18 protein-coding genes are annotated in these 17460 nt (G+C 70.7%); 9 read left to right on the forward strand and 9 right to left on the reverse strand.

Going from position 1 to position 17460, the window contains the following annotated elements; all coding sequences use genetic code 11:
• Nucleotides 1-111: 111 nt before the first annotated feature.
• Genes AB0P08_RS16200 through AB0P08_RS16210 form a run of 3 tightly spaced genes read right to left on the reverse strand, consistent with a single transcriptional unit; the run spans nt 112 to nt 2311 of the window.
• Nucleotides 112-1413, reverse strand: a complete 1302-nt coding sequence (locus AB0P08_RS16200) for a GNAT family N-acetyltransferase (protein WP_268776523.1) — start codon at nt 1411-1413, stop codon at nt 112-114.
• Between the two features lie 50 nt (nt 1414-1463).
• Nucleotides 1464-1709, reverse strand: a complete 246-nt coding sequence (locus tag AB0P08_RS16205; protein ID WP_025103064.1) for a zf-HC2 domain-containing protein — start codon at nt 1707-1709, stop codon at nt 1464-1466.
• Nucleotides 1706-2311: a sigma-70 family RNA polymerase sigma factor gene (locus AB0P08_RS16210; protein WP_200839056.1), complete on the reverse strand. Its 606-nt coding sequence runs from the start codon at nt 2309-2311 to the stop codon at nt 1706-1708. Before AB0P08_RS16210 ends, AB0P08_RS16205 begins: the two co-directional genes overlap by 4 nt.
• A 123-nt stretch (nt 2312-2434) precedes the next feature.
• Between AB0P08_RS16210 and aroA the strand changes: the two genes are divergently transcribed.
• The 3 genes from aroA to bcp are packed head-to-tail and all read left to right on the forward strand — an operon-like array spanning nt 2435 to nt 5308.
• Nucleotides 2435-3751, forward strand: a complete 1317-nt coding sequence (aroA, locus tag AB0P08_RS16215) for a 3-phosphoshikimate 1-carboxyvinyltransferase (RefSeq protein ID WP_363590540.1) — start codon at nt 2435-2437, stop codon at nt 3749-3751.
• Nucleotides 3752-3754: 3 nt separating this feature from the next.
• On the forward strand, nt 3755-4825 hold the full coding sequence (gene rsgA, locus AB0P08_RS16220) for a ribosome small subunit-dependent GTPase A (RefSeq protein ID WP_363590541.1): 1071 nt from the start codon (nt 3755-3757) through the stop codon (nt 4823-4825).
• Between the two features lie 9 nt (nt 4826-4834).
• Entirely contained in the window at nt 4835-5308 is a 474-nt protein-coding gene (gene bcp, locus AB0P08_RS16225; RefSeq protein ID WP_187663740.1) for a thioredoxin-dependent thiol peroxidase, read from the forward strand.
• A 15-nt stretch (nt 5309-5323) separates the two neighbouring features.
• On the opposite strand, the gene AB0P08_RS16230 is transcribed toward bcp, so the two are convergent.
• On the reverse strand, nt 5324-5710 hold the full coding sequence (locus tag AB0P08_RS16230; RefSeq protein WP_187663739.1) for a hypothetical protein: 387 nt from the start codon (nt 5708-5710) through the stop codon (nt 5324-5326).
• Between the two features lie 229 nt (nt 5711-5939).
• On the opposite strand from AB0P08_RS16230, the gene AB0P08_RS16235 reads away from it, so the two are divergent.
• Entirely contained in the window at nt 5940-6188 is a 249-nt protein-coding gene (locus AB0P08_RS16235) for a WhiB family transcriptional regulator (RefSeq protein WP_017203224.1), read from the forward strand.
• A 59-nt stretch (nt 6189-6247) separates the two neighbouring features.
• On the opposite strand, the gene AB0P08_RS16240 is transcribed toward AB0P08_RS16235, so the two are convergent.
• On the reverse strand, nt 6248-7732 hold the full coding sequence (locus tag AB0P08_RS16240; RefSeq protein ID WP_187663738.1) for a sensor histidine kinase: 1485 nt from the start codon (nt 7730-7732) through the stop codon (nt 6248-6250).
• 24 nt (nt 7733-7756) lie between these two features.
• Complete coding sequence (locus AB0P08_RS16245; RefSeq protein ID WP_336500980.1) at nt 7757-8143, reverse strand: Rv3235 family protein; 387 nt, start codon at nt 8141-8143, stop codon at nt 7757-7759.
• Between the two features lie 161 nt (nt 8144-8304).
• Here AB0P08_RS16245 and AB0P08_RS16250 point away from each other — a divergent pair, with 161 nt between their 5' ends.
• The gene (locus tag AB0P08_RS16250) at nt 8305-8943 is read left to right on the forward strand and encodes a hypothetical protein (RefSeq protein WP_280569542.1); all 639 of its coding nucleotides are present in this window, start codon (nt 8305-8307) and stop codon (nt 8941-8943) included.
• A gap of 3 nt (nt 8944-8946) precedes the next feature.
• On the opposite strand, the gene AB0P08_RS16255 is transcribed toward AB0P08_RS16250, so the two are convergent.
• Nucleotides 8947-9225 carry a helix-turn-helix domain-containing protein gene (locus AB0P08_RS16255; protein ID WP_363590542.1) on the reverse strand — a complete coding sequence of 93 codons (279 nt, stop codon included), beginning with the start codon at nt 9223-9225 and terminating at the stop codon, nt 8947-8949.
• Between the two features lie 100 nt (nt 9226-9325).
• Here AB0P08_RS16255 and AB0P08_RS16260 point away from each other — a divergent pair, with 100 nt between their 5' ends.
• Both AB0P08_RS16260 and AB0P08_RS16265 read left to right on the forward strand, forming a co-directional pair.
• Entirely contained in the window at nt 9326-9946 is a 621-nt protein-coding gene (locus tag AB0P08_RS16260) for an SAF domain-containing protein (RefSeq protein ID WP_363590543.1), read from the forward strand.
• On the forward strand, nt 9943-11223 hold the full coding sequence (locus AB0P08_RS16265; RefSeq protein ID WP_363590544.1) for a CpaE/TadZ family protein: 1281 nt from the start codon (nt 9943-9945) through the stop codon (nt 11221-11223). The genes AB0P08_RS16260 and AB0P08_RS16265 overlap by 4 nt, the downstream gene beginning before the upstream one ends.
• Here AB0P08_RS16265 and AB0P08_RS16270 read toward each other — a convergent pair.
• Nucleotides 11114-12340, reverse strand: coding sequence for a pyridoxal phosphate-dependent aminotransferase (locus AB0P08_RS16270; RefSeq protein WP_363590545.1), 1227 nt, complete (start codon nt 12338-12340; stop codon nt 11114-11116). The two genes, AB0P08_RS16265 and AB0P08_RS16270, sit on opposite strands and share 110 nt — an antisense overlap.
• Before the next feature lie 67 nt (nt 12341-12407).
• The gene (secA, locus tag AB0P08_RS16275; protein ID WP_363590546.1) at nt 12408-15212 is read right to left on the reverse strand and encodes a preprotein translocase subunit SecA; all 2805 of its coding nucleotides are present in this window, start codon (nt 15210-15212) and stop codon (nt 12408-12410) included.
• 190 nt (nt 15213-15402) lie between these two features.
• On the opposite strand from secA, the gene AB0P08_RS16280 reads away from it, so the two are divergent.
• Together AB0P08_RS16280 and AB0P08_RS16285 are read left to right on the forward strand one after the other, a co-directional pair.
• Nucleotides 15403-16035 (forward strand): PadR family transcriptional regulator, encoded by a 633-nt coding sequence (locus AB0P08_RS16280; RefSeq protein ID WP_280566171.1) that lies wholly within the window; start codon nt 15403-15405, stop codon nt 16033-16035.
• A 72-nt stretch (nt 16036-16107) separates the two neighbouring features.
• Nucleotides 16108-17433 (forward strand): coiled-coil domain-containing protein, encoded by a 1326-nt coding sequence (locus AB0P08_RS16285; RefSeq protein ID WP_363590547.1) that lies wholly within the window; start codon nt 16108-16110, stop codon nt 17431-17433.
• Nucleotides 17434-17460 lie beyond the last annotated feature (27 nt).

Here is a 17460-nt window from a genome sequence, read left to right on the forward strand (position 1 = left end):
TGCGCCGACACTGGGCGAACTCGACCTTCACCTCATCGCCGAGGGGCGGCACGAGCGTCTGTGGGAGGCGCTGGGGGCGCGGCCGGGGCGCCCCTTCTCGTCGTCCGGGGATCAGTACCAGATGTCGAGGGACGGAGCCGGGAAGGCGACGAACGCGCGGTCCAGGGCCTCGACGGCCGCGGGCGCGCCAGCGATCCGGCCCGCACCGTGCAGTGCGGCGACACGGATACTGCCTGCGTAGATCGACGAGAGCGCGGAGACGTCGAGGACGAGGTCCGCCCCGGTATCCGGAGCCGCCTCGACGCGCGCCCGCCCCTCGGCGTCGATGCGCAGACGCCACGTGCCCGCGGCGAAACCGAGCGCGTCCTCGATGCGGAGCACCGTGTCCAGGGGCGCGGCGTAGGACCGGGCCGTGAGCGCGGCGGGGACGTCCAGGACGCGGAGCCAACCGTGGTCGTGCACCTCCTGGGTGACCCCGCGCGGGTCTCCGACGAGCCACGGCAGCGGGTCGTCGAGAGGACGGAGGTCGGCGGTCACCTCGTCCACGAGATCGTGCTGCAGCGCGAATCGCCACAATGCGGCCGTCGCCTCCGCCGTCTCGCCAACGAGCAGACGCACGTGCAGCGCGAACCGGAAAGTGCCCCCGCGCTCGGCGAGGTGGAACGCCATCACGCCGCGCACCTGCCCGGACTCGTCGCGATAGCGGATACCGCGCACCCGGTCCCGGTCGGTGTCTGTGCTCGCGAGCCCGCTGATGCCCGCCCAGCGGGCCGGCCATCCGGGGACCTGCCCCGATCGGGCGATACGCGCCCGCTCGTGCGCCTCCGCCAGCGCGGCCGCGAGCTCTTCGCGCTCGAGGTACTCGACGCCGCCCGCGGGACCGGGCCCCGCCCATCCGGCGCGGCGGACGTCGACGGTGAACCGCGACACCGGGACGGCAGAGCCGAAGCCGTACCGCCCGTAGATCGTCGCCTCGGACACCGTGAGCCCGGCGACCGGGAGACCGGCGTCGGAGGCGGCGCGCAGCTCCCCCTCCAGCAGCGCCCGCGCGATGCCACGACGACGATGGGTGCCGGCCACCGTGACTCCGCTGATCGCCCACATGCCGATCTCACCGCCGGGGATCGTCAGCGGAGTCACCCAGGAGTCGATGGTCGCCACGGGGAAACGGTCGGCCGGGGTGTCGGGCTCGTACACGCCGATGTTGCGCCGGCTCCTCAGGGTGCCGACGCCTTCCTCACGAGCCGCCTCCGAGGGGTCGGCGCCGAGGAACCCGCGCGCCATCGCTCGCTGGAAGGCGGCCACCCGCGCCGAGTCCGTCGTATCGAGGACCCTGTAGTCGAGGTCCTGTGCCGCGAGGCGGTCGACGGAGGTCTGGTCAGCGGGGATCCCGCGCGCATCGATGAGGGCCATGCACACAGCCTACGGGCGGTCTCCGACGCCCCGCACGCGCTCGCAGCGCCTCAGTGCTGTGCGGCCTGGACCTCGCGCAGCCGGGCGAACACCTGGTCGCGCAGCTCCTCGGGAGCGGTCTCCTTGCAGGCACGGGCGATGACCTCGGTGAGGGTCGTCGCCACCAGAGCCTCGTCCCGGCACGCCGGGCAGTTCTCCAGGTGCTCGCGGATCTCGGCGTGCTCCGTCTTGCACACCTCGTTGCGGAGGTACTCCTCCAGATCCTGACGGGCCTTGTCGCAGCCGCAGTCGCTCATTTCTTGCTCCTCGGGTCAGCCGCGGCGATTCCCCGCTCCGCGGCGTAGTCGGCCAGCAGCTCCCGCAGCATCCGCCTGCCACGGTGCAGACGGCTCATGACGGTGCCGATGGGGGTCTTCATGATGTCGGCGATCTCCTGGTACGCGAAGCCCTCGACGTCGGCGAGGTACACCGCGAGACGGAAGTCCTCCGGGACCGCCTGCAGCGCGTCCTTGACGACCGACGCCGGCATGCGGTCGATGGCCTCGGCTTCGGCGGACCGGCTGTGCGAGGCCGTCGTCGACTCGGCGCCGCCGAGCTGCCAGTCCTCGAGCTCGTCGATGGTGCCCTGGAACGGTTCGCGCTGCCGCTTCCGGTAGATGTTGATGTACGTGTTGGTGAGGATCCGGTACAGCCACGCCTTCAGGTTCGTCCCCTGCGCGAAGGTCGACCACGACCCGTAGGCCTTGACGAAGGTCTCCTGCACGAGATCGGCGGCGTCCGCGGGATTGCGCGTCATGCGCATCGCGGCGGCGTAGAGCTGGTCCATGAAGGGGAGCGCCTGCTCCTCGAACTCGCGCCGAGGGTCGCCGACGGTGGCTGCGGTTGCGGTGTCGTCCATCACCGGCCAGTCTAGGCGGCTGAGGTCGATCACCTCGCGTTCCAGCGTCGCAGGCATCCTCTTCCCTTCGCACCGAAGCCGCCTCTCACGAGGACGGCGTTGCGTTTACTAAGGTGAGAACCGATGAGCGCCAAAAGGTATTCCCCCACCCGTGTGCAGGGCGCCTACCCCGCGCCCACGATCGACGGCCCGGTCCACGCCGAGCTCACGATCCCCGGGTCCAAGTCCCTCACCAACCGCGAGCTCCTCATCGCGGCCATCGCGGACGGCCCCGGCCGCCTGATCGCGCCGCTGCACTCTGACGATTCGCAGCGCATGGTGGAGGCCCTCCGCGCGCTCGGCGTCGGCATCGAGGAGGTCGACGCCGGCCACGAGTTCGGTCCCGACCTCGTGATCACGCCCGGCAAGCTCCGCGGCGGCACGACGATCGACTGCGGCCAGGCCGGGACCGTCATGCGCTTCATCGCGCCGCTGGCCGGCCTCGCCGAGCAGGACGTCCACCTCACCGCGCACGAGACGGCTCTGCACCGACCCATGGGCGGGCTCATCAGCGCCCTGCGCGACCTCGGCGTCGACATCGACGACGAGGGAACCTGGGCCCTCCCGTTCACCATCCGCGGCCACGGTCACATCCGCGGCGGTCGCGTGGAGATCGACGCGTCGGCCTCCAGCCAGTTCGTGTCCGGGCTGCTTCTGGCCGCTCCACGCTTCGACGTCGGCCTGCACCTCGTGCACACCGGCGAGCGGCTGCCGAGCCTGCCGCACATCGACATGACCATCGAGGCCCTCAGCCGCCGTGGCATCCGCATCGAGCGCCCCGCGGTCGGCGAGTGGCTGGTGGAGGCCGGGGTCCCCCGCGCCAAGGAGATCCCCATCGAGCCGGATCTCTCCAATGCGGCACCGTTCCTCGCGGCCGCGCTCGTCACCGGCGGCTCCGTCGCGATCACCGGCTGGCCGGCGCACTCGACGCAGCCCGGGGCGCTGCTGCCCGAGATCCTGCAGGCTGCCGGCGCCCACGTCAGCCGTCACGGCGGGATCCTCACCGTGCGCGCCGGTTCCGGCATCCGCGGGCTCGATCTCGACCTCTCCGCCGCGAGCGAGCTGACGCCGACCCTCGTGGGTCTCGCGGCCTTCGCCGATGGCCCCACGACGATCCGGGGCATCGGCCACATCCGCCTCCACGAGACCGATCGCATCGCGGCGCTCGTCGGCAACCTGCGCGCTCTGGGCGGGACCGCCGAAGAGCTCCCCGACGGCATCCGCATCGTGCCGGGCCCGCTCCGCGGTGGCTCCTGGGCGGCGCACCACGACCACCGGATGGCGACGACCGGCGCACTCATCGGCCTCCGCGTCCCCGACGTCGTGATCGACGACATCGGCACCACCGCCAAGACCCTCCCGGAGTTCACCATGCTCTGGGAGCGGATGCTGCGAGGCTGACGGGTGAGCTGGCTGAACGACGCCGACGACCTCGAGGACGACTTCGAGGACTACGACGAGAGCAGCATCCGGACCCGCCCGAACCCGAAAGCCAACCGACCGCGCACCAAGCGGCGCCCCGCGCACGAGGACGCGCAGGTCGGCCGCGTCCTGGGGGTGGACCGGGGCCGGTACTCCGTGCTCCTCGACGAGGACACCCCGCAGGAGCGCACGATCACCGCCGCCCGCGCCCGTGAGCTGCGGCGCACGCCGATCGTCACGGGCGACCAGGCCCGCGTCGTCGGCGACACCTCGGGTGACGAGGGCACGCTCGGGCGGATCGTGGGGATCGTCGAGCGGACCTCGCTCCTGCGTCGCAGCGCCGACGACACCGACGAGGTCGAACGGGTGATCGTGGCGAACGCGGACCAGATGCTCATCGTCGTCGCCGCGGCCGATCCCGAGCCGCGTGCCCGCCTGGTCGACCGCTACCTCGTGGCGGCCCTCGACGCCGGGATCCGCCCCCTCCTCGTGGTGACGAAGACCGATCTCGCCGACCCGGCACCCTTCCTCGCGCACTTCGACGGCCTCGACCTCCGCGTCTTCACGAGCGCACAGGACGAGATGCCCGCCGACGAGATCGGCGCGGCGCTCATCGGCCACTCGACCGTCTTCGTCGGGCACTCCGGCGTCGGCAAGTCGACCCTGGTGAACGCCCTGGTCCCGACCGCGGGCCGCGCCACCGGACACGTGAACCAGGTCACCGGCCGGGGACGCCACACCTCCTCCTCCACCGTGTCCCTCCGCTACGAGGGTCCAGGCGGCACGGGCTGGGTCATCGACACCCCCGGCGTGCGCTCCTTCGGGCTGGGGCACGTCGAGCCCGCGAACATCCTCGCCGCCTTCACCGAGCTCGCCGTCATCGCGGAGGACTGCCCGCGCGGCTGCACGCACCTGCCGGACGCGCCGGACTGCGCCCTCATCGAGGCAGCGGAGCGCGGCGAGCTGAGCGAGACGGGGCGGGCGCGGCTGGACTCGCTGCAGCGGCTGCTGCAGACCTTCGCCGACAAGGCGGAGCAGCCGCCCGGACGGTAGGCTGGGGGCGTGACCGAACGCCTGGAAACCGGAACCGCCGCCCCCGACTTCTCACTGCTCGACCAGGACGGGAACACCGTCCGGCTGGCCGATCTGCGCGGCACGAAGACCGTGCTGTACTTCTACCCCGCGGCGATGACCCCGGGGTGCACCACCGAGGCCTGCGACTTCCGCGACAGCATCTCTTCGCTCCAGGGCGCCGGGTACCAGGTCGTCGGCGTCTCGAGGGACGAGCCTGCGAAGCTCGCCGCCTTCCGCGACCGCGACGGTCTCACGTTCCCGCTGCTCAGCGACCCCGACCACGCGGTGCACGAGGCGTACGGCGCCTGGGGCGAGAAGATGAACTACGGCAAGGTCGTCGAAGGCGTCATCCGCTCGACCTTCGTCCTCGACGAGGACGGCATCATCACGAGTGCGCAGTACAACGTGAAGGCCACCGGCCACGTCGCGCGTCTGCGCAAGCAGCTCGGCATCGACGCCTGACGCGTCGCGGCGGAGTCACTCCGCTTCGCGCCTCGTCCCCTCACGGCGTGCGCTCGCGATGAGGAGGGCGAAGCCGGCGACGGCGGGAACCCCGAGGCCGAGCACGAACACCCACGGGATCGGCGGCAGCGTGAGGGCGCCGAGCGCCAGGGCGATCGCGAGGACCTGGAACACCACCCCGCCCGATCGCGCCCAGGAGCGCCCGGCGCGGGTGCCGAAGGCGAAGGCTCCCAGTGCCGCGGCACCGATCAGGGTCAGGACGATGAGAGCGATGGCCGTCGGCAGCGAGGCGGCGTCCCCTGCCCCGAGTCCCGCCATCTCGATGGCCGCGAAGACGAGCAGGGCGACCGCTTCGACGGCCAGGACGGCGGCGGCGGCGCGGGCGATTCCCGGTGCGCGCACGTGGTCCTCCCGGGGATCGAATGACGAGAAAACCCTTGATTTCAGGGTATTCATGTAACAGAATAGAGAAAGTCATGTGCTCCCACAGCGGCGTGGGGCGAACGTTAGCGTTCGCATCACAATCAGCGGGCATCCGCCCGTATCTCAACAGGGTAGCGGAACCCGAACCGTCGCCCGAATCGAGAGGTCGCATCGCGACATCTCATGAAATCCACACCGAGGAGCCCCCATGGACTGGCGTGACAAGGCCGCCTGCCTGACCGTCGACCCCGAACTGTTCTTCCCGGTCGGCAACACCGGCCCGGCCGTCGACCAGATCGAGAAGGCGAAGACCGTCTGCGCGACGTGCACGGTCACCGAGATCTGTCTGCAGTACGCCCTGGAGACGAGCCAGGACTCGGGCGTCTGGGGCGGCCTGTCCGAGGACGAGCGCCGCGCGCTCAAGCGCCGCGCCGCCCGCGCCCGCCGCGCCTCCTGAGATTCACGAAGCGGCCTGAGACACCGTCTCAGGCCGCTTCTGCGTGTTCCGACGAGGCGTCAGCGCTCGAGCCAGCGCAGCGGGATGTCGATGACCACCTCGGTCCCCTCACCCTCGCTCCCCCGCCAGTCGATCGTGCCGCCGAGCTCGCCCTGGATCAGCGTGCGGATGATCTGCGTGCCGAGGCCCTGACCGATCCGGCCCTCCGGGAGCCCATGGCCGGTATCGCGAACCGTCACCCGGAGGTTGTCCTCGGTGCGCTTCGCGTCGATCGTGACGACGCCCTCCTGCCCGGCGAGGCCATGCTCCACCGCGTTCGTGACCACCTCCGTCAGGGCGAGGGCGAGCGGCGTGGCGTATTCGCTCGGGAGCACGCCGAAGTGTCCCGTCGACTGCGTGCGGGCCCGCGTGTTGGGAGCCGACGCCACCTCGGCGACGAGCTTGAGGACACGATGGAAGACCTCGTCGAAGTCGACCTTCTGCGTGAGGCCCTGAGCGAGGGTGTCGTGGACGACCGCGATCGCATCGACGCGGCGCATGGCCTGCGTGAGAGCATCCCGCGCCTCGTCCGAGTGCGTGCGTCGCGCCTGGATCCGGAGCAGGGACGCCACCGTCTGCAGATTGTTCTTGACCCGGTGGTGGATCTCGCGGATCGTCGCGTCCTTGGTGATGAGCTCCTGCTCCTGGTGGCGCAGCTCCGAGACGTCGCGGCAGAGCACGATCGCCCCGATGCGGGTGCCGTGATCCTTCAGGGGGATGGCACGGAGGGAGACCGTCACCCCCCGCGCCTCGATGTCGGTCCGCCAGGGCGCCCGCCCCGTGACCACCACGGGCAGCGACTCGTCCACCTGGCGGGACGGCGGGACGAGCCGGGTGGTCACCTCGGCCAGGGACTCGCCCTCCAGCTCGTCGTCGAAGCCCATCCGATTGAACGCGGACAGGGCGTTGGGGCTGGCGAAGGTCGTGATGCCGTCCACGTCGATCCGGATGAGACCGTCCGATGCCCGAGGCGCACCGCGGCGCGGCGATGTCGGCGCTGCAGGGTCGGGGAAGCTGCCGTCCGCGATCATGCGGAACAGGTCGTTGGCACACTCGTCGAAGGTGATCTGCTGACGCGATGGCGTGCGGACCTCCCCGAGGTTGGTGTGCCGCGTCACCACCCCGATCACGCGCGGAGCCTTGTCCTCGCCGCGCCGCTCGATCACGATCGGGACCGCGCGCACCCTGGTCGGTGTCTCCTCGAACCAGTCGGGCGAGGACGAGTCGACGATCTCCGCCGACTCGAAAGCGCCGTGCACCTGCGTGCGCCACTGCGGGCGCACCCGCTCCCCGACGATGTCCCGGTAGAAGAGCGTCGCCGCACCGCTCGGTCGCGCGTGAGCGACGGCGACGAACGAGCCGTCGTCCGTCTGGATCCACAGGACGATATCGGCGGAGGCGAGGTCCGCGAGGAGCTGTCCGTCACCGGCGAGCCGGTGCAGCCACTCCACGTCGTCGTCGGTCAGAAGGCCCTGGGCCTGGGCGAGATCACTGAGGGTTGACACCTCACCAGCCTAGGCTCCCCCGCCTCAGAGGATGGCGAGCGACGTCGCGCGCCACCGTCGGTCCAGCCCCTCGAGTCGGATGGCCACGGCACGGGTGCGCCCCGGGCCCGCGACCACGACGACCGCCTCGACGATGCCGTCCCGCGGGTGCGTCACCCGCACCGTCCGGATGACGAAGGTGGGTCGGGTCGGCGCGACACCGCGAGCACTGCGCGCACGGGCGGCAAGGTTGGCCCGGGTGACGACGCTGCGGTACGCCTCCTCGCTGAACCAGCGGGCGAGCTGATCCACCTCCCGCACTCCGGCGAGAGCTTCGAGCGCCCCCTGGGTGAGGCTCCGCACGAGGAGCGCGGGGTCCGGAAGCTCATCGGCCGGAGTGGGCTGCGGTCCGAAGTACTCGGCCAGCATCATCTCGATCTCCCCTCGGAGGCGTCGGCGAGCCGTCAGTAGAACACGTTCCCGGTACGGCACGGTCGGCGCAGGAGGAGGTCTGTGGACAACCCGTAGATTCCGCGCTTCGGGCGAGGGGCGGGGCGGCCGTCCGCGCGGATGTGGATAACTCGGACGACACGATGTCCGCCCCTACGCTCGGTCGGGTGCACTGGGATTCCCTCTTCGACGACCTGGAAGGACAGCTCGCCGCGGAGTGGGAGGCGGAACGCGCCGCCCGCGACGCCGAGTCCGAGCGACTCCGCATCGCTCGACTCGACCTGCGCGCTCGATTGCGCCATCTGTGCGCCGCGAACATCGAAGCGACGCTCCACCTCGTCGACGGGGCTCACCTGCCCGTCGGCCTGCGGTCCCTGGGCGTGGACTGGCTCGCCGCCGTCTCGCGCGTGCCCCAGGGCGCGCGCGTGCCGAGCTCCATGCTGCTGATCCCGATGACATCCGTGCTCGGACTCACGCTCGACCACGGATCGATGCTGGGCAGCCTCGCCGACGACACGAACGGTGGAGCGACCACGCTCCGCGAACGGATGACCTTGGGGTTCGCCCTCCGCGACCTCGCGCGTCGCCGTCTTCCGGTGCAGCTCCGCCTCCTCGTCGGCGACGATCTCCACGGAACCATCGATCGCGCCGCCGCCGACCACCTCGATCTCGCCGAGCACGACAGCGGCGCCACCCGCCGGGCCGACGCGGTACGGGGCTTCCGGATCGTGCCGTACGCCGCCCTCGCCGCGATCCGCGTGCAGGGAGCTCCGACTCTCTGACGATCAGAGACGCCGTGACGCGGCGGCTCCCCACAGCTCGGGGAAGCTCGCGGCCTGCGACTGCCGCCACAGGGCCATCCGCCGCGCCTCCTCCACCTGCGCGGCCAGGTACTCCTCGATGCTCGACTCCTCGATGCGCCAGCGCGCGGGCGCACCGAGGGGGGCGCCGCGAAGGTCTCCGGCATGGACGAGCGCGATCACCTCGTCCACATCGATGCTCAGCAGCTCTGCCACCTGCGCAGGCGCGAGGAAACGGGGGGTGTGCGGGTGCGGGGGTGTCATGCCCTCATTCTGGGCGCGCAGGGCGGAGGAGGTGCGGGGGGGGGCGAGAGCTTGTGGATAACTCGACGGCCCTGGTGGCCGCTTCTGTGACCATATCGCCATGGCCCCGCTCTCCCGTTCCCCTCGTCGCTTCCGCGGAGATGCCCGCTTCGCGGTGGGCATCGTGCTCGTCCTGGCGTCGATGGCCGGCGTCTGGTTCGTGCTCACCTCCTCGGACCAGGCGACGCCGGTGCTTCAGGCGCAGCGCACGATCGTCCGCGGAGAAGTGCTCCGCGCCTCCGACTTCGCGACCGTCGATGTGGCGCTGGGGTCCGTGTCCGACGAGTACGTCCGGCCAGGCCAGCTCGACACGGGCCAGGTCGCGGCCCGGACGCTGTCGGAGGGCGAGCTGGTGCCCAGGACGGCGATGACGACGGCAGCGGACAGCCGTACGACGACGGTCGTCGTCGCGAGCAGCGTGGGCCTTCCCGAAGACGTGGAGGCCGGAACCGAGGTCGAGATCTGGCAGGCGCCCCTGCGCGAGGACGGGCGCTCCTATGACGAGCCCCGCATCCTCGTCGGAGACGTCGTCGTGCGTGCCGTCCTCGATCGGGAGGGGCTCCTGGCGGACACCACCGCGGAGCTGGAGATCGTGATCGACCGGAGCGATGTCGCCGCGGTCCTCGCCGCGGTCACCGGCGGTGCGGCACTCTCCGTGGTCCCGGTCGGGGCAGGGTCGTGAGCGTCGTCCTCATCGCGGTGGCCGCGCCGCGGGCCGACGAGCTGGTCGCCGAGCTGGAGTGGGAGGGCGTCTCGGCCGCCAGCATCCCTTCCGCCTCCGCGGCGATGATCACATCTCGTCTGCATCCGGAGGTGGAGGCCGTCGTCGTTCCCGCGAGCAGGGCTGTGCTGACCACCGAACTGCTGTCCACGTGCGACCGCGCCGGCATCCGCGTCCTCACACTCGGAGGCGCGGACGGTCGCGCCGCGATACGGATGGGCCTCGCCCCTCCCCTGCGCGCGGACGCAGCGGGGTGGGAGATCGCGGCGGCACTGTCCGCCGACCTTCAGCCCGGCGCCCCGGCTCCGTCGGCTCCGTCCCGGGTCATCGCCGTCTGGGGTCCGCACGGGGCGCCGGGGCGGTCGACGGTCGCCGTCCAGCTCGCCGTGGAGCTGGCGCGCCGCGGACGCCGGACGGCGCTGGTCGATGCGGACACCGTGGCCCCCGCTCTCGCGCTGCTCCTCGGGATGGACGATGACACCCCGGGCCTCGCCGCCGCCTGCCGTCGCGCCGAGGCCGGCGCGCTGGATCCGGCGGAACTGACCCGCCTCTCCACCCGCCTCGCAGCCGGAGGTGCCGAGGTCGATGTGCTGGCCGGGCTCAACCGCCCCAACCGCTGGCCGGAGCTGTCCGATGCGCGGGTTCGGGCGACGCTCTCCCTCTGCCGGACATGGACGGAGGAGACCGTCGTGGACGTCTCGGCCGCCGTCGACGCGGACGAGGAGGCGACCTACGACGTGGTCGGCCCGCGGCGGCACGCGGCGACCGTCGCAGCACTGAGCGAGGCGGACCGGGTCGTGGCGGTGGCGGCAGCGGATCCGTTGGGGATCAGCCGATTCCTCCGCGACCACGCCGAGCTCCGGCGCCTCGTGGGCCAGACGCCGGTGACGGTGGTCGTGAACCAGGTCCGTCCCGGCCCCCTCGGCCTCGACGCCCGGAGTCAGATCCGTCGCACGTTGGAGCGGTTCGCCGGGCTCACCGACATCGTCTTCCTTCCCCTGGATCGGCGCGCCGTCGACGCGGCTCTCCTCCATGCCCGGCCGATCTCGGACGTCGCGCCGCGGTCGGCGCTCGTCGCTGCCGTCCGTCGGCTCGCGGCCGGTCTCGAGCCGTCCGCCCCTCCGGCGACTACTGGCGGTAGCTCGACAGGAAGTTCCCGAGGCGCTCGACGGCTTCGCTCAGCACTCGCGGCTCTGGCAGGGTCACGAGCCGCAGGTGATCAGGCGTCGGCCAGTTGAACCCGGTGCCCTGCACGAGGAGGATGTGCTCCGAGACGAGCAGGTCGTAGACGAGCTTGGCGTCGTCACGGATCTCGTGCACGTCCGGGTCCAGTCGGGGGAACGCGTAGAGAGCGCCCTGGGGCTTCACGCAGGAGACGCCGGGAATGGCCTCCAACCCTTCCCAGGCGATGTCGCGCTGCTCGTGAAGACGCCCCGTCGGGGCGATGAGGGCGTCGATCGACTGGACTCCGGACAGCGCCGCCTGCACGGCATGCTGGGCAGGGACGTTCGGGCAGAGCCGGGTCGACGCCAGCAGAGTGATCCCCTCGATGAACCCCTTGGCATGGTCCTGGGGACCCGTGACGACCATCCACCCGGAGCGGTAGCCGGCGACGCGGTAGGTCTTGGACAGTCCGTTGAAGGTGAGGCAGAGCAGATCCGGGGCGAGAGTCGCCGTCGGGATGTGCACCGCGTCGTCGAAGAGGATGCGGTCGTAGATCTCGTCGGAGAGGACGAGGAGCTGGTGCTCGCGCGCAATCTGCACGAGTCCCTCCAGCACCTGCCGAGAGTAGACCACGCCGGTGGGGTTGTTCGGGTTGATGATCACGAGCGCCTTGGTGCGCGGGGTGATCTTCGACCGGATGTCCTCGAGGTCGGGCTGCCAGTCGTCGTCCTCGTCGCAGAGGTAGTGCACGGGGGTGCCGCCGGCGAGGCTCGTCATGGCCGTCCAGAGCGGGTAGTCGGGGGCGGGGATGAGGACCTCGTCCCCTTCGTCCAGCAGCGCCTGCATGGTCATGGTGATCAGCTCGGAGACGCCGTTGCCGAGGTAGACGTCGTCCGGATCGAAACGGGGGAACCCGTCGATCTCCTCGTACCGGCTCACGACGGCGCGGCGAGCCGAGATGATGCCCTTGCTGTCGCTGTAGCCGTGGGCCGTGGGGAGCGCGGCGAGCATGTCGTGCACGATCTGATGCGGGGCGTCGAACCCGAAGATCGCCGGATTGCCGGTGTTCAGCTTGAGGATCCGGTGGCCCTCTGCTTCCAGTCGCGCCGCCTCGACGAGGGCGTTTCCGCGGATCTCGTACAGGACGTTCTTGAGCTTCGACGACTGGTCGAAGGTGCGCGATGGTGTCATCGATCAAGCCTACAGGGACGAAAGGAGGGCCAATCCGCATGGACTGGCCCTCCTTCTCACCCGGGGGCTACTTCTTCTTCTTGCTCTGCGCGCGGCGCTGCTCGCGGTTGCCGGCGGCCGGGGCGCTCTGCTCCGTGCGCTGCCCGAAGGCCCCGCGCGGAGCCTCCTCGGGCTCTGCCGCCTGCGGTGCCTGAGCGCGCGCGGCGGCCTGACGCATCCGGTCGGTCGCGGCCTGCTGCACCTGGCCCCGGTCGTTGCGGACCTCGACCTCTCCGGCGTCGTTGGCGGCCGAGTACTCCAGCCGCTGCTCTCCGCCGTCGTTGGCGAGGCCCTTCGCCTCGACCTCCGCGGTCTCGGCGTCGCCCGCGCGACGGACCTCGACCTCGAGGTTGTAGAGGTAGCCGACCGACTCCTCCTTGATCTGGCCCATCATCGACTGGAACATCGCGTAGCCCTCGCGCTGGTACTCGATGAGCGGGTCACGCTGCGCCATCGCTCGCAGGCCGATGCCGTCCTTGAGGTAGTCCATCTCGTACAGGTGGTCGCGCCAGCGGCGGTCGAGCACCTGCAGGACCACGCGACGCTCGAGCTCGCGGGTCGCGACCTCGCCGAGCGACTCCTCGCGCTTCTCATACGCGATCTTCGCGTCCGAGAGCAGCTCGCGCGTGAGACCCTCGGCGGTGATGCCGCCCTTGCGGCCTGCGGCCTCGGAGACGACCTCGTCGATCGTGACGCTCACCGGGTAGAGCGTCTTCAGCTCGGTCCAGAGGGCGTCGAAGTCCCAGCTCTCGTTGTGCCCCTCGCCCGTGTGGTCGCGCACGACGCCGCTGATCGCGTCCTCGATGAAGTGCTGCACGCGATCGGCGATGTCGTCGCCCTGGAGGATCTGACGACGGTCGGCGTAGATCGCCTCACGCTGACGGTTGAGGACGTCGTCGTACTTGAGGACGTTCTTGCGCATCTCGGCGTTGCGGGCCTCGACCTGCGACTGCGCGCTGCGGATCGCGCGGGACACGAGGCCCGACTCGATCGGCACATCGTCCGGGAAGTTCGTTCGGGCCAGGATCGCCTCGGCGGCACCCGACTGGAACAGACGCATGAGGTCGTCGGTGAGGCTCAGGTAGAAGCGGCTCTCGCCCGGGTCGCCCTGACGGCCGGAACGACCGCGCAGCTGGTTGTCGATGCGGCGCGACTCGTGGCGCTCGGTGCCGAGCACATAGAGGCCACCGGCCTCGATGACCTTCTCGGCCTCCTCCTCGACGACCTTCTTCATCGCCTCGTAGGTCTCGTCCCAGGCGACCTCGTACTCCTCCGGCGTCTCCACCGGGTCGAGCCCCTTCGCCTTCAGCTCCTGCACCGCGAGGAACTCGGCGTTACCACCGAGCATGATGTCCGTGCCTCGACCGGCCATGTTCGTCGCGACCGTCACGGCACCGAGCCGACCGGCGCGGGCGACGATCTCCGCCTCGCGCGCGTGGTTCTTCGCGTTGAGGACCTCGTGCTTGACGCCCTTCTTCGCGAGCAGCCGCGACAGGTACTCGCTCTTCTCGACGCTGGTGGTGCCCACGAGCACGGGCTGACCGCTCGCGTGGCGCTCCGCGATGTCCTCGACGACCTGCGCGAACTTCGCCGCCTCGTTCTTGTACACGAGATCCGGCTGGTCCTTGCGGATCATCGGCCTGTTCGTGGGGATCGGGATGACGCCGAGCTTGTACGTCGACATGAACTCGGCGGCCTCGGTCTCGGCCGTACCGGTCATGCCGGCGAGCTTGTCGTAGAGGCGGAAGTAGTTCTGCAACGTGACGGTGGCGAGGGTCTGGTTCTCGGCCTTGACCGGCACGCCCTCCTTCGCCTCGATCGCCTGGTGGATGCCCTCGTTGTAGCGGCGGCCGACGAGGATACGGCCGGTGTGCTCGTCGACGATCATGACCTCGTCGTTCATGACGACGTAGTCGGTGTCCTTCTTGAAGAGCGCGAGCGCCTTGATGGAGTTGTTCAGGAACGAGATCAGCGGCGTGTTGGCCGACTCGTAGAGGTTGTCGATGCCGAGGTAGTCCTCGACCTTCTCGATGCCGGGCTCCAGGACGCCGACGGTGCGCTTCTTCTCGTCGACCTCGTAGTCCTCACCGGCGACGAGCGTGCGCGCGATCTTGGCGAACTCGGCGAACCAGCGGTTCGCCTCACCGGACGACGGCCCGGAGATGATCAGAGGCGTGCGCGCCTCGTCGATGAGGATGGAGTCCACCTCGTCGACGATCGCGAAGAAGTGCTCGCGCTGGACGAGGTCCTCCTTGCGCCAGGCCATGTTGTCGCGGAGATAGTCGAAGCCGAACTCGTTGTTCGTCCCGTAGGTGATGTCGGCGGCGTACTGCTCGCGGCGCACGGCGGGCGTCTGCCCGGACACGATGATGCCCGTCGTCATGCCGAGCGCGCGGTAGACACGACCCATGAGCTCCGCCTGGTAGCTCGCGAGGAAGTCGTTCACGGTGATGACGTGCACGCCCTCGCCCGCGATCGCGTTCAGGTAGGCGGGGAAGGTCGCGACGAGGGTCTTGCCCTCACCGGTCTTCATCTCCGCGATGTTGCCGAGGTGCAGGGCCGCGCCACCCATGATCTGCACGTCGTACGCGCGCATGCCGAGCGTCCGCTTCGCGGCTTCGCGCACCGCGGCGAACGCCTCCGGCATGAGCTGGTCGAGCGTCTCGCCCTTCTCGTACCGGGCGCGCAGCTCGGCGGTCTCGTTGCGCAGCTCGTCGTCCGTGAGCTGGGAGATGTCCTCCTCGAGGGCGTTCACCGCCTTCACCACCTGGTTCAGACGGCGGATGATCCGCCCCTCACCTGCACGCAGCAGCTTCTCAAGAGGATTCGCCACGGATGTCATCTCCCTGTCATTGGGTCATTCGCCGGTCGTCGCGAGGCGAGCGACAGGCATGCTTTGCCATGTTACCGGGCTGTGACCTCCACGTCGCCTGCAAGGGCGGCCGCCGCGCCGCGTCAGTGAAATTGCCGGGTATGCATATACTCGGCACTGCTTTCCATCCACCATCCTCGGGAGACCGGCCATGTCCGTACGCCAGAGCCTGCTCGCCATTCTCGATCAGGGCCCCTGTTACGGTTACCAGCTGCGCCACGAGTTCGACCGCCGGACCGGGTCGACCTGGCCCCTCAACGTCGGCCAGATCTACAACACCCTGGAGCGACTCGAGCGCGACGGCCTCGTCCAGCGCGGGGAGGCCGACGACCACGGCCATGTCTACTGGCACATCACCGCAGCGGGCTCGGCCGAGGCGGCGCGCTGGCTCGCCGCCCCGGTGCTCCGCGCTCCGGCGACGCGCGAGGAGCTCGCCGTGAAACTCGCGGTCGCCGCCACGCTGCCCGGAGTGGATGCCGCGACCATCCTCCGCAGCCAGCGGGACGCCTCACAGCAGCGGCTGGACGAGCTGCGCCGCACGCCCTCCCCCGGGCTCGCGGCGGGCAGCCCCGAGGACCTCGCGTGGTCGCTCGTCCTCGACTCCCTCATCTGCGCGGCGGAAGCCGAGCTCCGCTGGCTCGATCAGGCGGAGGCCCGGCTCGCGCAGCACCCGCACCCCGAGATGGCGCTGGAACTGACCACCGAACGACCCAAGAGGGGACGTCCGGCGAAGGCGACGCCGTTGGCCGTCGGCGGCGAGGACGCCGTCGCGGTGCCCGCCTGAGCTGCGCGGCGGGCCGTTCGCCTGAAGCGGATGCTCAGCCCGCGCGGGTGCCAGGGAAACTAGGATCGGCACATGGCTGGATTTTGGGGTAGACGCAAACGCGAACAGGAAGAACTCGCCGCGCAGGACGCGGACCTCGCCCGACGCGCGGAGCAGGCACTCGTCGCCGCCGACGAGCGGATCCGCACCACCTCCGACGAGCTCGTCTTCGCGGAGGCCGAGCTCGGTGAGTCCCTGACGTCCGACCTCAAGGCCGCGCTGCTGTCGGTCCGGACGCACCTGCGGGAGGCGTTCCAGCTCCACCAGCTCAACCACGACGAGATCCCGGACACCGATGAGGAACTGCGCACGCGGAACGCGCGGATCCTGCAGCTCTGCGACTGGGCCCAGGACCTGCTCGATGAGAAGACCACCGTGCTCGCGGAGTCGGTCGCGAAGGTGCGGCGAGCGCCCGAGATCATCGCGCAGGTGCGCGCCGACGCGGAGGCTCTGAGCGCCCGCATCCCGCAGACGGACGAGACCGTGTCCCGGCTGTCCGCCCGCTACTCCGACTCCGCCATGCATCAGATCGCCGCGAGCGCCGCCGAGGCGGAGCAGCTGATCCGCTTCGCCACCCACAGCGCCGACATCTCGGAGCGCCGCCGTGCCGCGAAGCAGAACGAGGAGGCGAACCTCGCACTGGAGACGGCCACCGAGGCGACGCGCCGCGCCGGTGCCCTGCTCGATGCCGTCGAGGACTTCGAGATCGAGGCGCTGCGCGCCGAGTCGACGCTGGCCGAGGTCATCGCCGACTCCCGCAACGACCTCATCGCCGCGCGGACCGCTCCTTCCACGCCCGCCGTGGCGGAAGCCGTCGCGCGGCTGCAGGCGGCTCTGGCCGCGCTCACCCCCTCGGGGCAGCCCAACGATCCGTTCGCCGAGCTCTCCCAGCTGCGCGAAGCGAACGCGGGCCTCGACCACGCCATCGCCACGGCGCGACACCGGGCCGAAAACCCCCTGCCGTCCATCGCACAGGTGCAGCACGCGATGGACGACGCCGACCGGCAGCTCGGCGTCGCTCGCGGCCTCATCGCCGGCCACCGCGGATGGATCGGCGCCGACGCCCGCACCCGTCTGGCCGAGGCCGAGCGGCTCCGGGTCGACCTGCCGGCTCTCCTGCCCGCCGAGGAGACGCGCGAGGCGGCACTGGCGCAGGCCCGCAGGGTGGCCCACCTCGCCGCGGAGGCTCTCCAACTCGCACAGCGGGACATCGACTCCTCGCGCCCGCAGGATCAGGACTGGGGCGGGGGCTGGGGCGGCGGCCCCCGTCGCGGCGGCGGCATGGGCGGCGGCGACCTCGCCTCCGGTATCCTCGGCGGGCTCGTCATCGGCAGCCTCCTGGACGGCATCTTCGACTGACGCCCCCCGAGCTTCACACGGGAACGG

The organism is Microbacterium meiriae (assembly GCF_040686935.1).
GTDB classification, from domain to species: Bacteria; Actinomycetota; Actinomycetes; order Actinomycetales; family Microbacteriaceae; genus Microbacterium; species Microbacterium meiriae.

Coding starts and splice junctions, on each gene's coding strand:
- AB0P08_RS16260 (WP_363590543.1), top strand. CDS start 9,326: ATGGCCCCGCTCTCCCGTTCCCCTCGTCGCTTCCGCGGAGATGCCCGC.
- AB0P08_RS16280 (WP_280566171.1), top strand. CDS start 15,403: ATGTCCGTACGCCAGAGCCTGCTCGCCATTCTCGATCAGGGCCCCTGT.
- AB0P08_RS16255 (WP_363590542.1), bottom strand. CDS start 9,225: ATGACACCCCCGCACCCGCACACCCCCCGTTTCCTCGCGCCTGCGCAG.
- aroA (WP_363590540.1), top strand. CDS start 2,435: ATGAGCGCCAAAAGGTATTCCCCCACCCGTGTGCAGGGCGCCTACCCC.
- AB0P08_RS16285 (WP_363590547.1), top strand. CDS start 16,108: ATGGCTGGATTTTGGGGTAGACGCAAACGCGAACAGGAAGAACTCGCC.
- AB0P08_RS16235 (WP_017203224.1), top strand. CDS start 5,940: ATGGACTGGCGTGACAAGGCCGCCTGCCTGACCGTCGACCCCGAACTG.
- AB0P08_RS16245 (WP_336500980.1), bottom strand. CDS start 8,143: ATGATGCTGGCCGAGTACTTCGGACCGCAGCCCACTCCGGCCGATGAG.
- AB0P08_RS16205 (WP_025103064.1), bottom strand. CDS start 1,709: ATGAGCGACTGCGGCTGCGACAAGGCCCGTCAGGATCTGGAGGAGTAC.
- AB0P08_RS16270 (WP_363590545.1), bottom strand. CDS start 12,340: ATGACACCATCGCGCACCTTCGACCAGTCGTCGAAGCTCAAGAACGTC.
- AB0P08_RS16200 (WP_268776523.1), bottom strand. CDS start 1,413: ATGGCCCTCATCGATGCGCGCGGGATCCCCGCTGACCAGACCTCCGTC.
- AB0P08_RS16250 (WP_280569542.1), top strand. CDS start 8,305: ATGTCCGCCCCTACGCTCGGTCGGGTGCACTGGGATTCCCTCTTCGAC.
- AB0P08_RS16210 (WP_200839056.1), bottom strand. CDS start 2,311: ATGGACGACACCGCAACCGCAGCCACCGTCGGCGACCCTCGGCGCGAG.